We start from the raw sequence: 13133 nt of genomic DNA, 5'->3' as shown, positions 1-13133 counted from the left end.
ACTCCATCCTAGAAGAGCGTCGGGGCATCGGCGATCGCCCAGGACGCGCGGTGCAGCGGCGACAGTCCCAGCTCTCGGATCGCCCGACGATGCTCGGCACTCGCGTAGCCCTTGTTGCGATCCCACTGATACGCCGGATGCTGGGGATGCTGCTCGATCATCCAGTCATCCCTCGCGACCTTGGCGATCACGGATGCCGCGGACACCGACGCGCAGTCCCGATCGGCGTTGATCACCGTGCGCACGGTCAGCGCCACGGGGTGCACGCGGGAGACATAGTCGTGATTCCCGTCCAGCAGCACCAGGGCGCGGTCCAGCGATGCGCCGAGATCCACGACACCCTGCACAGCCCGGGAAGCCGCGAGCCCCAGTGCACGCATGATGCCGACCTCGTCGATCTCCGCGGCGCTCGCCCAGCCGACGGCGGAGGCCTGCACCCATGCGGCCGCGCGCTGCGCCATCGGCGGACGCCGACGCTCGGTGATCAGCTTGGAGTCGCGCAGCCCCTCGGGCACGCGTCGGCGCGAGCCGGAGGCATCCATCACGGCGGCGCCGACGGCGACGGGACCCGCCAGCGCTCCCCGACCGACCTCGTCGAGTGCGATGACGATGTCGAACTCGTCCTTCAGCAGCTGCCGTTCCAGGCGCAGCGTGGGCGCGACGACGGTCACTTGCTCTTCGCCGCCGGCACCGAGCGGAACACCTCGTCATGGGTGTCGATGAGTCCGAACCGATCGAGCGGCCAGGTGGTCAGGAACGCACGCCCCACGACGTTCTCGAGTGGCACGAAGCCGCCACCGGGCAGCTCCTGATGCGCGCGGGAGTCCTGCGAGTGGTCTCGGTTGTCGCCCATCACCCACAGTCGATCTGCGGGGACGGTGACATCGAAGTCGACATCGGAGGCCGCCGTGTCGCCGGCGGGCAGGTCGAGGTAGGACATCTCGTCGATGGGCGAGCCGTTGATGGTGATCTGCCCGAGGGCGTTGCAGCAGACCACGTGATCGCCCGGCAGGCCGATCACCCGCTTCACCAGATGATCCTGGGCATCCGTGGTCGACAGGCCGACGAAGGTAAGAACCCAGTCGACGGCCTCGACGAGGAACGGCCTGGCCGGAGCCTGCGGGACCGGGGGCAGCCACCCGCCCGGATCCTTGAACACCACGACGTCGCCGTGGTCGTATCCGGTCCACTGCGGGGTCAGCTCGTCGACCAGGATGCGGTCGTTGATGAGCAGCGTGCGCTCCATGGATCCGGACGGGATGTAGAACGAGCGCAGCACGAAGGTCTTCACGACGAACGAGACCAGGGCGGCGATGAGGATGATCACCAGCACATCGCGCAGGAAGGTCAGAAGGCTGCGCCGCCGTGGGGACTTCTCCGCAGGCTCGACGGCATCCGGGCTCATCTGATCTCTCTTCTTCTCATGCACCGCGTCGACGCGGCATCTACAAGGGTCGCACACGGATGCCCAGACGACGGAACCCCGAGACGATCGTGTCTCGGGGTTCCGCACAGGCTCAAGCGCGTCAGTTGTCGCGCTTCTCCTTGATCTTCGCCTTCTTGCCGCGCAGGTTGCGCAGGTAGTACAGCTTGGCGCGACGGACATCACCGCGAGTGACGACCTCGATGTGGTCGATGACCGGCGAGTGCACCGGGAACACGCGCTCCACGCCCACCTGGAAGCTGATCTTGCGCACGGTGAAGGTCTCGCGCACGCCATCGCCCTGGCGGCCGATGACGACGCCCTGGAACACCTGGATGCGCGAACGCGAACCCTCGGTGATGTTCACGTGCACCTTGACGGTGTCACCGGGGTTGAAGACAGGGATGTCGGAACGGAGCGAAGCCGCATCGACGGCGTCGAGGATCTGCATGATCGTCTCTCTCTGCACTCGCCTCAGGTCGGATGCATGATTCAAAGGAATAAGAACGGGTGTGTGCCGAGCGGCGCGCGAGGCGTCCGCGGGTTCCCCTGGGGCAGAACCGGATCACGGCACAAGCATCCATTCTGCCATGAACCGCACACCAGGCAAAACCGGAGTCAGTCCCTGCGCGGACGCTCCTCGATGACGACGACATCGGGCTGCGCGCGTTCCGCAGGAGGATCCTCGCGCGGCCCGCTCCAGCTCATCGTCTCGCGGATGCGCAGACCGCTGCCGCGAGCCTCGTTCCACAGCTGCCACAACTGCAGCCAGAACAGCCCGGCGGCGGCGACGATCGCGCCGGTCAGCAGCCATCCGAAGGCACCGTCGACGAACAGGCCGACCGAGACGGTCAGCACATGCCAGACAGTGAAGCCCAGCACATCCCACCACGACAGCGCGCGCTCGGCCCGCACCGACGGGCGCGACCTGGTGAGCAGCGTGAGGATCAGCTGGCCGGCGAACACTGCGGGCGCCGCCATCAGCAGCACCCACAGCAGGCTCCACCCGCTGCGGCCGAAGATGATCCAGCCGACGACCAGCCACAGTGGCAGCAGGAACGCCGCCGGGAGGAGCCAGCGGAAGAACGCCTCACGCAACCACATGCTCCGATGGTACGTGCATCCGCATCCCGGACCACGGGTTTTCGCTGTGAGCTTGCGATGGCGGAGAACTGGAAGAATGGATGCCGACGAGAGGATTTCCCATGATCGAACTGCGCACGCCGGCCGAGATCGACGAGATGCGAGCCGCGGGCCGCTTCGTCGCGGAGACGCTGGCCACGCTGCGCGCGGAGACCAAGGTGGGCACGAATCTGCTCTCCATCGATCGCCACGCCCACGACCTCATCCGCAAGGCGGGCGCCGAGTCGTGCTACATCGACTACGCCCCGTCCTTCGGGAACGGGCCGTTCGGCAAGGTCATCTGCACCTCCGTCAACGATGCCGTGCTGCACGGCCTCCCCCACGACTACCAGCTGCGCGACGGCGACCTGGTCTCGCTGGACTTCGCCGTCTCGGTCGACGGCTGGGTGGCCGATTCCGCCGTGTCGTTCGTGGTCGGCACACCGCGCGACGAGGACCTGCGCCTGATCGACACCACGAACCGTGCACTGGATGCCGCGATCGCGACCGCGACGGTCGGCAACCGCATCGGCGACATCTCCGCGGCCATCGCCGCCGTCGCGCACGGCGAGGGCTACTCCATCAACACCGACTTCGGCGGTCACGGCGTGGGCCGCATCATGCACGGCGACCCGCACGTGCCCAACGACGGCCGCGCCGGACGCGGTTTCCCCTTGCGTGAGGGCCTGGTCTTCGCCCTGGAGCCCTGGCTGCTGGCCACCACCGACGAGCTCATCACCGACCCCGACGGCTGGACGCTGCGCAGTGCGGACGGCTCGCGCGGCTCGCACTCCGAACACACGGTCGCCGTCACCAAGGACGGCCCGATCATCCTCACCGACCGCGGCTTCCTCGGCGTCGACTGACGCGGTCCCGGCCGCTTCAGCGGATGCGGCGGGGGTCAGCCCTCGAGCAGGTCGGGGCGCCGTGCGCGGGTGCGCTCGAGCTGCTGCTCGCGCCGCCAGGCGGCGATGGCTCCGTGGTTGCCGCTGAGCAGGATCGGCGGAACCTCCAGGTCCCGCCACACCGACGGCTTGGTGTAGGAGCCGTACTCGAGCAGGCCGTCCTCGTGGGACTCCTCGACCAGGCTCTCCGGGTTGCCGACCACGCCAGGGATGAGCCGGCCGATGGCCTCGGTCATCGCCATGACGGCGACCTCTCCCCCGTTCAGGACGTAGTCGCCGAGGCTGATCAGTCGCACCTCGCCCAGCTCGGCGGCGTACTCGAACACGCGCTCGTCGATGCCCTCGTAGCGCCCGCAGCCGAAGATCAGGTGCTCACGGGTCGCGAGATCGCGGGCCGTGGCCTGAGTGAACACCTCGCCGGCCGGCGAGGGGAAGATGATGGTCGGCTTCGCCCGCGTTCCGTCTCGCTGCGCTCGCCTGACGACCGGGGCCGAAACCAAGGCGTCGAGCGCCTCGCCCCAGGGCTCCGGCTTCATGACCATGCCGGCGCCGCCGCCGTAGGGTGTGTCGTCGACCGTGCGGTGCCGGTCGTGCGTCCAGTCGCGCAGATCGTGCACGCGAAGGTCCAGGATGCCGGTCTCCTGTGCCTTCCCCAGCAGGGAGAGGGTCAGACCGTCGAAGTACGACGGGAAGATCGAGACGACGTCGATGCGCATGACGATCCCGGGATCACTCCGAGGCGGAGTCGTCCGCGGACGGAAGCTCCTCGAAGAGGCCGGCCGGCGGAGTCACGACGATCCGGTGGCCGGGGATGTCCACGCTGGGGACGATCGCCTCGACGAACGGGACCATGACCTCGGCATCCGCCGTCTTCACGATCAGCAGATCCTGCGCCGGCAGGTGATCGACCCGCAGCACGCGGCCGATGACGGTGTCGTCGCGGACCACGTCCAGGCCCACCAGCTGGTGCGCGTACCAGGCATCGACCTCGACCTCGTCGTCCTCGTCCATCCACAGGATGGCCTTGACGAGGGATTCGGCGGCGGTGCGGTCCTCGACGCCGTGCAGGAAGACGACGGAGCTGCCGTTCATCACGCGGTAGTCGCGGATGGTGACGGTCTTGCCGTGCCACTCGGATGACTCGGGCACCTGCAGGGTGAACTCCGCGCCCGGCACGAAACGGCGTTCGGGATTGTCGGTGTACAGCTCGAGCTTCAACGCGCCCTTGAGGCCGTGAGCCTTGAGCAGACGGCCGACGCGGAGCTGGTTCTTCTCGCCCGCCACGTCAGTCGTCCGCGACGTCGACGCGGACACGGCGTCCGTCGGCGAGGGCGGAGATGAGCGTGCGCAGCGCCTTGGCGGTGCGGCCGCCGCGCCCGATCACGCGACCACGGTCATCCGGGTGCACATGCACCTCGAGCAGGTCGCCACGGGGCGACGCGGATGCGGTGATGCGGACGTCTTCCGGGTGATCGACGATCCCCTTGACGACGTGTTCGAGCGCGGCGGCGAGCACAGCGGATTACTCTGCGTCTGCGGCGGGAGCCTCAGCGGCCTCCGCGTCAGCGGCGGGAGCCGCGGCGGGCTCTTCGGTCTTCTTCTCGACCTTGGGCTTGATGACCGACTTCTTGGACGAGTCGATCTCGAATGCAGCCTTGGCCTCGGCGACCTGGACGGTGGACTTCGCGTCCTTGTCGCCCTTGAACTTGCCCCAGTCGCCGGTGAGCTTCAGCAGCGCGGTGACCTGCTCGCTCGGCTGGGCGCCGACGGACAGCCAGTACTGCGCGCGCTCGGAGTCGACCTCGATGAACGAGGGCTGCTCGGTGGGGTGGTACTTGCCGATCTCCTCGATCACGCGACCGTCGCGCTTGGTGCGCGAGTCGGCGACGACGATGCGGTAGTAGGGCGCGCGGATCTTGCCGAAGCGCTTGAGACGGATCTTGACAGCCACGATTCTCCTGAATGTGTGGAAAGGAAGATGAACGACGCCTGGAGAGTGGGGTGCACAACCCGGCGGAGGCTCTGGATGGGGGACGAAAGCTGGATAGAGGGTCGAGCAGCCGTCCGACCCTCTATTCTGCCAGATCCTGGGGCCGCGCGCGAAACCGTGCGACACGGCGTGTGCGCGGCGAGGACCCCGCGTGCCAGACTTTGCGCGTGCCGACCGAATTCGCGTCCTCCGCCCGCTCCACAGTCGGGCTGGAATGGGAGATCATGCTGGCCGATCCGGACAGCGGCGATCTGGTGGGCAGGGCGCCCGAGCTGCTGCATGTGCTCGAGGCGCAGAGCGCCCACGAGCGGCACACCGTCACCGGGGAGCTGCTCACCAACACGATCGAGGTCACCAGCGGCGTCGGCGGCACCGTGAAGGATGCCGTGGACGACATCGCCGCGGCCATCGGAGCCGTGCGGCGCGCCACCGATCCCGCGGGCATCGAGCTGCTCTCGGCAGGCAGCCATCCGTTCGCGCAGTGGTTCAACCAGCGGGTGACGGAGAAGACCCGCTACCGGAAGATGATCGAGCGCACCCAGTGGTGGGGCCGCAACATGATGATCTGGGGCATCCACGTGCACGTCGGCGTGGAGGAACGACGCAAGGTCATGCCGATCATCAGCGCCCTCTCGGCGTTCCTCCCGCATCTGCAGGCGCTCTCCGCGTCCAGCCCGTTCTGGGCCGGAGAGCGCACCGGCTACGCGTCCAACCGCTCCCTGGTGTTCCAGCAGCTGCCCACAGCAGGACTCCCCTGGCCGATCCGCACCTGGGAGGACTTCGAGAACTATCTCGACGACATGATCCGCACCGGTGTCATGCGCGACGCCTCGGAGGTGCGGTGGGACATCCGCCCTGCGCCGCGCTGGGGCACCATCGAGATCCGCGCCTGCGACGGCATGTCGACGCTCACGGAGCTGGCCTCGGTGGCCGCGCTCACGCAGTGCCTGGTGGAGCACTTCTCCCGGCAGCTGGACGTCGGCATCCCGCTGCCGGGACTGCAGCCGTGGTTCCATCGCGAGAACAAGTGGCGCACGGCCCGCTACGGGCTGGACGCGCGCGTCATCGTCGACTCCGCGGGGTCGCAGGTTCCCGTGCGGGACCACCTCGACGCCGTGGTGGACGACCTGCGCCCCATCGCCGCCGACCTGGCATGCGAACGGGAGCTCGACGGTGTGCGTGCGATCCTGCGGGGCGGGGCCAGCTACGCGCGTCAGCTGACGGCAGCGGATGCTGCCGGCGGCGACCTGCGAGAGGTTGTCCAGCACCTGATCCGAGAGTTCCGCGAGGGCCCTGAGCACGGGACGGTCGACTGACTCAGGCCGCGTCGACCAGCAACCGCGCGAGCGATTCATCGAGCACGACATCGGTGACGATCCCGGCCGCTATCGCCGCACGCAGCGAGCCCAGCTTCGCTGCGCCGGAGACCACGCAGATTCGTCGCGGCACGCGGCGAAGTCGATCCAGTCCTGGCCCCGTAGACCGAGCATTGAGTCTGATGTCCTTCCAGCTGCCGTCTGCGCGGAAGAACACCGTGGCGACATCGCCGATCACCCCGTCCTCTCTGAGGCTGCGGTAATCATCACGGCTGAGGTAGCCGCCGACGTACACACGGCTGGGGACCTCGGCCTGCGGAGAACCCAGCCCGAACACGGCGATGTCCATCGTGGATTGGAAGGCCAGCACGCGTCTGGTGCTCCGCTCGCGCCACATCGCTTCGCGCGTCGCCGGGTTGTCGAAGAACGCGGGCACGGGGAACTGCTCGACCCTGGCACCGAACGCCGCACCGAACCGCTGCAGGATGTCGCTCGAGTACTCCAAGCCGCTGGTCTGCGTGTTGCCGGCGCCGTTGAGTTGCACAAATGTGCTGGAGTGCACCTCCTTCTGCACGAGCGAGCGGCTCACCATGCTGATCGTCGAACCCCAGGCGACGCCGACGACCATGTTCGACTCGATGAACTGCGACAGCAGGCGTCCGGCGGTCAGCGCCACGCGTTCCAGCCGCTCGACGTCGTTCACGGTGCTCGGCATCGGCACGATGTGCGCATTGACGCGCAGCCGTTCCCGGAGATGGTCCTCTATGCGCCCGACCCGCTCGAACGGCGAGTTGATACGAATGTCGACCAGACCCGTCTCTCTCGCGTGCGACAGCAGTCGCGACACGGATGATCGCGACGTCGAAAGCTCGCCGGCGATCGCATCCATCGTCATGTCCTGCAAGTAGTACAGCTTCGCCGCAGTCAGCGCGGCAGTGGTCTTCGTGTCCTTTCGAGACGAGCCAGCGACCATGTTTGACCTCCGACACTAGCGTTGCACATAGGTGCAAGTGGTTTGCAAGATCCTGCCACACGACGGATGCTGGAGTCAGTCCGAAGGAGAGATCATGCTGCAGAGAACCCGGAACTCACGACGCCAGGATGAACTGGCCGCTGTCCGCGATGCCGGCCGGACAACTGTGCTCATCGTCGGGGCGGGGATCAACGGCATCTCATTGTTCCGTGATCTCTCACTTCAGGGCGTGGATGCCGTGATCGTCGATCGCGGCGACTTCGCGGGGGGCGCGTCCTCCGCATCCAGCCACATGATTCACGGTGGCATCCGCTACCTCGAGAACGGGGAGTTCCGGCTCGTGCGCGAATCCGTCCAGGAGCGCAACGGTCTCCTGCGCGTCGCGCCGCACTACGTCAAGCCGCTGGAGACCACGATCCCGATCTACTCGACATTCTCGGGCATCCTCTCCGCGCCGTTGCGCTTCCTGACCCACCGCAGCGGCAAGCCGCAGGAGCGCGGCGCCGTGCTGATCAAGCTGGGCCTGACCATCTACGACCTCTTCTCCCGCGACGGCGGCGCGGTGCCCCGCCACCGCTTCCTGGGGCGCACCTCGTCGCTGGCCGAGCTGCCCCGGCTCGACCCGAAGGTGAAGTACACCGCCACCTATTACGACGCGTCGATGCACGACCCCGAGCGCCTGGCACTGGACGTGCTGCAGGACGGCAGGTCGGCGAATCCCGGCTCGCACGCGCTGAACTACGTCGAGGCAGTCGGACGCGACGGTGATGCGGTCGTGCTGCGCGATCGCGAGAGCGCAGAGGAGTTCACGGTGCAGGCAGACGTGATCGTGAACGCCTCCGGTCCCTGGACAGACCTCACCAATGATGCGCTCGGCGACAGCACCCGGTTCATCGGCGGCACCAAGGGCTCGCACATCGTGCTCGATCACCCCGAGCTGCTCGCCGCGACAGCGGGCCGGGAGATCTTCTTCGAGCACTCCGACGGACGCATCGTGCTGATCTACCCGATCAAGGGTCGCGTCATGGTGGGGACGACAGACATCGACGCGGACCCCCGCGAGCCGGCGCACTGCACGGAGGAGGAGATCGACTACTTCTTCGACCTGATCCACCATGTGTTCCCCACGATCCAGGTGGATCGCGAGCAGATCGTGTACCGGTTCTCGGGCATCCGTCCTCTCCCCCGTCACGAGGACACCGCGCCCGGCTTCGTCTCGCGCGACTACCGCATCGAACTCGACGAGAGCGGGTCGACCCCGGTGCTCAGTCTGGTGGGCGGCAAGTGGACCACGTTCCGGGCGCTGGGCGAGCATCTGGCGAACCGCGTGCTCGAGCTGCTCGGACGCACCCGATCGGTGTCCACCGGCGGCCTGCCGATCGGCGGCGGGCACGGCTTCCCGCGAACCACCCGCGCACGCGCCGCCTGGAAGAACACCAATCTCGCCGGCGCGGAACCCGCGCGCGGCGATGCGCTGCTGACGCGCTACGGCACCCGAGCCGCAGAGGTGTGGTCGCACATCGAGCAGGAGGACGACCGCCCGCTCGCCGACGGCGCGCTGTCCGTGCGTGAGCTGGAGTGGATGGTCGAGCACGAGCTCGTGGTCAGGCTCGCGGATGTCGTGCTGCGCCGCTCGAACATCGCCTTCATCGGCGAGGTGACCGGCGACCTGCTCATCGAGTTGGCAACCGCGTTGGCTCCTCTGATGGGATGGGACGACGAGCGGCGGGATGCCGAGATCGAGGCGACCGTGCAGCTGCTGAACGACGCGCACGGCCTGTCCCTCGCGGTGCCCGCACGCAGCTGACCAGACTTGTTACGACGCGGGTCGCCGACGATCCGCCGAAGGAGGGCCGCATGGCCGAGTACGTTCTTTCCATTGATCAGGGCACCACCTCGAGCAGGGCGATCATCTTCGATCGCGCAGGTCGGCTCGTGGCATCCGGTCAGAAGGAGCACGAGCAGATCCTCCCCCGCGCCGGCTGGGTGGAGCACGACGCCGCAGAGATCTGGCGGAACGTGCAGGAGGTCATCGGTCTTGCGCTTAGTCGTGCCGACCTGACGCGACACGACATCGCTGCCATCGGCATCACGAATCAGCGCGAGACCACCGTCGTGTGGGATCGGAGGACGGGCGAACCGGTGTACAACGCGATCGTGTGGCAGGACACCCGCACGCAGGACATGGTCGACCGCCTGGCCGCGGATGGCGGCATCGATCGCTTCAAGCCGGTGGTGGGACTGCCGCTGGCGACCTACTTCGCCGGGACCAAGATCGCCTGGATCCTGGAGAACGTCGAAGGCGCCAGAGAGAGGGCGGACGCCGGTGAGCTGCTGTTCGGCACGACCGACAGCTGGGTGCTCTGGAACCTCACCGGCGGCACGGACGGAGGCGTGCACGCGACGGACGTCACCAACGCATCGCGCACGATGTTCATGGACCTGCAGACACTGGACTGGCGCGACGACATCCTTGATCTCTTCGGCGTTCCTCGCTCGATGATGCCCGATATCCGCTCCTCGTCCGAGGTGTACGGGCACGCCGAGAGCTCGTCGCTGCTGCGGGAGACCCCGATCGCGGGCATCCTCGGCGACCAGCAGGCCGCCACATTCGGACAGGCCGCGTTCCAGGCGGGCGAGAGCAAGAACACCTATGGCACGGGCTGCTTCCTGATCTTCAACACCGGCGATGAGATCGTCCACTCCAAGAACGGGCTGCTCACGACGGTGGGCTACAAGCTCGGCGACGAGCCTGCGCACTACGCGCTGGAGGGTTCGATCGCCGTGGCGGGCTCGCTGATCCAGTGGCTGCGCGACCAGCTGGGGCTGATCTCGTCCGCGCCCGAGGTGGAGGAGCTCGCCGCGCAGGTGGAGGACAACGGCGGCGTCTACATCGTGCCGGCCTTCTCGGGGCTGTTCACTCCTTATTGGCGCCCGGATGCGCGCGGAGCGATCGTTGGTCTCACCCGGTTCGCGAACCGCAACCACATCGCACGGGCAGCTCTCGAGGCGGTCGCGTTCCAGACGGCGGATGTGCTGGATGCTGTCAACGCCGACGCCGATCTGACACTGGGCGAGCTGAAGGTGGACGGCGGCATGGTGGCCAACGACGCGCTCATGCAGTTCCAGGCCGATGTGCTGGGCGTTCCCGTGGTGCGTCCCATCGTCGCGGAGACGACAGCCCTGGGTGCGGCGTACGCAGCAGGGCTGGCGGTGGGCTTCTGGAAGGATCTGGATCAGCTGTCGACGAACTGGCGGGAGGATCGTCGCTGGGAGCCTGCGATGGACACCGCGGAGCGCGAGCGTCAGCTGCGCCTGTGGCGCAAGGCCGTCACCAAGTCGATGGACTGGGTCGACGACGACGTGCGCAGGCTCTGAGTGTCGCACCCCTCCGTGCACATATGTGCAGAATTGCCCGCACTGGCGTTCTCAGCATTCATTCAGCCAATAGTGTCGCCAGAGACCCGGGCGCTCCCGACACCCGCGGTCGTGAATCACTTTCATTGAGGAGAGAACGATGAATCAACCACTCGTGCGGAGGAACGGCTTCTGGCTTGCGCTGTCGCTGCTGCTCTGCCTGATCTCTGCGATCGGCGCACATGTCGTTCAGACGGCGGCCGGTTCGGTCGCGGTGAAGGACCTGAAATGGGAGACGTCGTCCGGACGGATGCTCAATGCACTGCTGTTCGTCCCCGACGACGCGACAGCAGCGCACCCCGCGCCGGCCGTCGTGGTCAGCCACGGCTGGTGGAACAACCGGGAGATGCAGGACGCCAACTACGTAGAACTGGCGCGTCGCGGTTTCGTGGTGCTCTCGATCGACATGTACGGACACGGCAACTCCGATCCGCTTCCCGCGGCCGAGCTGGAGGTCGGTGGAACGGGCATGTACGACGGCGTCAAGCTGATCGCGGACCTGCCTTACGTCGATTCCACCAGAATCGGCGTCACCGGTCACTCGAATGGCGCACGCGCCGCGAACTTCTCCGTCGCGCTCGACAATGCTGCCGACAAGCCTCTGATCTCTTCCGTGTTCCTGGTGGACAACGAGGCGATGTACCGCGACTCGGAGGGCACGTACTCAAACCTCTACGGGACGCGCGATGTGGGTCTGGTCGCCGACCAGTACGACGAGTTCTTCTTCCGCAGCTACAGCGCCGAGGGCGTGCCGCTGACCGCCCCGCGCGACTTCATCAAGACCGACAATGCGCAGTCGTTCCTGAATTTCGGCGCTGACCCGGCCAGCAGCGAGAAGCGCAAGGTCGACACGGTCTACACCGAGTCCATCGACGGACACGACGCGATCCGCGTGCTGCACACTCCGGCGCAGACGCATCCGTGGGGGACCATCTCCAAATACACGGTCGCAAACCTCGTGGACTTCTTCGACACCACACTGGATGCTCCGCACAGCATGAAGGGGACGTCCCAGGTCTGGCAGATCAAGGAGGCGTTCACAGCTCTCGGTCTGCTCGGCTTCGGAATATTCCTGGTGCCGTTCACTCGTTTGCTGCTGGGCACCCGTGCCTTCGCTGGATTGCGCGCAACCGAGATCACACCTGCACGTCCTGCCGGGCGTCGAGGTGCGGCATGGTTCTGGGGAGGCATGATCGTCTCGGCAATCGTGTCGGCATGGTCCTACATCTGGCTCAGCCAGCAGGCATGGCTCGCCGGGCTGACCCACAACGCCATTCCCAGCCCTATCCCTACCGGCTCGGTGTTCTTCATCGGAGTCTGGGCGGCGTTCAATGGCGTCGTGGCGATCATCATCATGGTGCTCTCCTACTACTTGTTCGGCAGGAAGAACGGTGTCCGGCTCCGCGACCTCGGGATTTTCCCCGGCTGGTTCAAGCTGCTCCAGAGCGTGGCGCTCGCGTTCCTGGTCACCGCTGCAGCATTCGGGCTGGTGTTCATCGCAGACTACTTCTTCAAGACGGACTTCCGACTCTGGGTCGTAGCGGTCAAGTGGTTCCCCCAGGACAAGATCTGGTACGGGTTCTTCGTACTTCCGCTGTTCCTGATCTACTTCGTCGCCAACTCCGTCGCGATCAATGTGTTCAACCGGTTCACGCTCGGCGGGCGCGAGTGGCTCAACACCGCAGCCCTTGCGCTGTTCAACTCGCTCGGACCCATCGTGCTCGTGCTGGCTCAGTACATCACCTTCGCCGCGTCCGGTGAGCTGATCCCAGGATTCGGAGGGATCTACAGCATCTGGCTGTTCCCCATCGTTCTGATCCTGGCCGTCACCGCGGTGATCTCCCGGAAGATCTACCGCGCCACGAACAACCCGTACATCGCTGGTGTGCTCAATGCTGCGGTCGTGGTTCTGATGTCGGTGTCCAACTCGCTGGTGGTCACATACTGACCGGTTCCCCTCAAAGAAGGAGCGCCCCGGCTCAGCCGG

The 13133-nt window shown here is 66.7% G+C and carries 14 protein-coding genes; 5 read left to right on the top strand and 9 right to left on the bottom strand.

The annotated features are described in order from the left end of the window. Positions 1-8: 8 nt before the first annotated feature. The 4 genes from Q0568_RS06950 to Q0568_RS06935 all read right to left on the bottom strand — a co-directional run bounded on the left by Q0568_RS06950 (position 9) and on the right by Q0568_RS06935 (position 2527). The gene (locus Q0568_RS06950; RefSeq protein WP_298864396.1) at positions 9-671 is read right to left on the bottom strand and encodes a ribonuclease HII; all 663 of its coding nucleotides are present in this window, start codon (positions 669-671) and stop codon (positions 9-11) included. After that, positions 668-1405, bottom strand: a complete 738-nt coding sequence (lepB, locus tag Q0568_RS06945) for a signal peptidase I (protein WP_298864393.1) — start codon at positions 1403-1405, stop codon at positions 668-670. Before lepB ends, Q0568_RS06950 begins: the two co-directional genes overlap by 4 nt. A gap of 121 nt (positions 1406-1526) precedes the next feature. Continuing rightward, a complete protein-coding gene (gene rplS / locus Q0568_RS06940) occupies positions 1527-1874 on the bottom strand; it encodes a 50S ribosomal protein L19 (RefSeq protein ID WP_298864390.1) in 348 nt (115 codons plus the stop codon). Positions 1875-2041: 167 nt separating this feature from the next. After that, positions 2042-2527, bottom strand: a complete 486-nt coding sequence (locus Q0568_RS06935) for an MFS transporter permease (RefSeq protein ID WP_298864387.1) — start codon at positions 2525-2527, stop codon at positions 2042-2044. Positions 2528-2628: 101 nt separating this feature from the next. Between Q0568_RS06935 and map the strand changes: the two genes are divergently transcribed. Next, on the top strand, positions 2629-3411 hold the full coding sequence (gene map / locus Q0568_RS06930) for a type I methionyl aminopeptidase (protein ID WP_298864384.1): 783 nt from the start codon (positions 2629-2631) through the stop codon (positions 3409-3411). Between the two features lie 35 nt (positions 3412-3446). On the opposite strand, the gene trmD is transcribed toward map, so the two are convergent. Genes trmD through rpsP form a run of 4 tightly spaced genes read right to left on the bottom strand, consistent with a single transcriptional unit; the run spans position 3447 to position 5401 of the window. Beyond that, positions 3447-4166 carry a tRNA (guanosine(37)-N1)-methyltransferase TrmD gene (trmD, locus tag Q0568_RS06925; RefSeq protein WP_298864381.1) on the bottom strand — a complete coding sequence of 240 codons (720 nt, stop codon included), beginning with the start codon at positions 4164-4166 and terminating at the stop codon, positions 3447-3449. 13 nt (positions 4167-4179) lie between these two features. Continuing rightward, on the bottom strand, positions 4180-4734 hold the full coding sequence (gene rimM / locus Q0568_RS06920; protein WP_298864379.1) for a ribosome maturation factor RimM: 555 nt from the start codon (positions 4732-4734) through the stop codon (positions 4180-4182). A 1-nt stretch (position 4735) separates the two neighbouring features. Continuing rightward, entirely contained in the window at positions 4736-4966 is a 231-nt protein-coding gene (locus tag Q0568_RS06915) for an RNA-binding protein (RefSeq protein ID WP_298864376.1), read from the bottom strand. Positions 4967-4972: 6 nt separating this feature from the next. Next, entirely contained in the window at positions 4973-5401 is a 429-nt protein-coding gene (gene rpsP, locus Q0568_RS06910) for a 30S ribosomal protein S16 (RefSeq protein WP_298864373.1), read from the bottom strand. A gap of 200 nt (positions 5402-5601) precedes the next feature. Here rpsP and Q0568_RS06905 point away from each other — a divergent pair, with 200 nt between their 5' ends. Further along, positions 5602-6756, top strand: coding sequence for a glutamate--cysteine ligase (locus Q0568_RS06905; RefSeq protein ID WP_298864370.1), 1155 nt, complete (start codon positions 5602-5604; stop codon positions 6754-6756). Between the two features lies 1 nt (position 6757). Here Q0568_RS06905 and Q0568_RS06900 read toward each other — a convergent pair whose 3' ends face one another. Continuing rightward, positions 6758-7729, bottom strand: coding sequence for a sugar-binding transcriptional regulator (locus tag Q0568_RS06900; protein ID WP_298864367.1), 972 nt, complete (start codon positions 7727-7729; stop codon positions 6758-6760). Between the two features lie 94 nt (positions 7730-7823). Here Q0568_RS06900 and Q0568_RS06895 point away from each other — a divergent pair, with 94 nt between their 5' ends. The 3 genes from Q0568_RS06895 to Q0568_RS06885 all read left to right on the top strand — a co-directional run bounded on the left by Q0568_RS06895 (position 7824) and on the right by Q0568_RS06885 (position 13094). Next, positions 7824-9536, top strand: a complete 1713-nt coding sequence (locus Q0568_RS06895) for a glycerol-3-phosphate dehydrogenase/oxidase (protein ID WP_298864364.1) — start codon at positions 7824-7826, stop codon at positions 9534-9536. Positions 9537-9586: 50 nt separating this feature from the next. Continuing rightward, on the top strand, positions 9587-11107 hold the full coding sequence (gene glpK, locus Q0568_RS06890; protein ID WP_298864361.1) for a glycerol kinase GlpK: 1521 nt from the start codon (positions 9587-9589) through the stop codon (positions 11105-11107). 139 nt (positions 11108-11246) lie between these two features. Next, positions 11247-13094: an alpha/beta hydrolase gene (locus tag Q0568_RS06885; RefSeq protein WP_298864357.1), complete on the top strand. Its 1848-nt coding sequence runs from the start codon at positions 11247-11249 to the stop codon at positions 13092-13094. Positions 13095-13133 lie beyond the last annotated feature (39 nt).

Origin of the sequence: uncultured Microbacterium sp. (assembly GCF_937927635.1) — a bacterium.
GTDB lineage: Bacteria > Actinomycetota > Actinomycetes > Actinomycetales > Microbacteriaceae > Microbacterium.
This window is presented reverse-complemented; position numbering and strand designations above follow the sequence as displayed.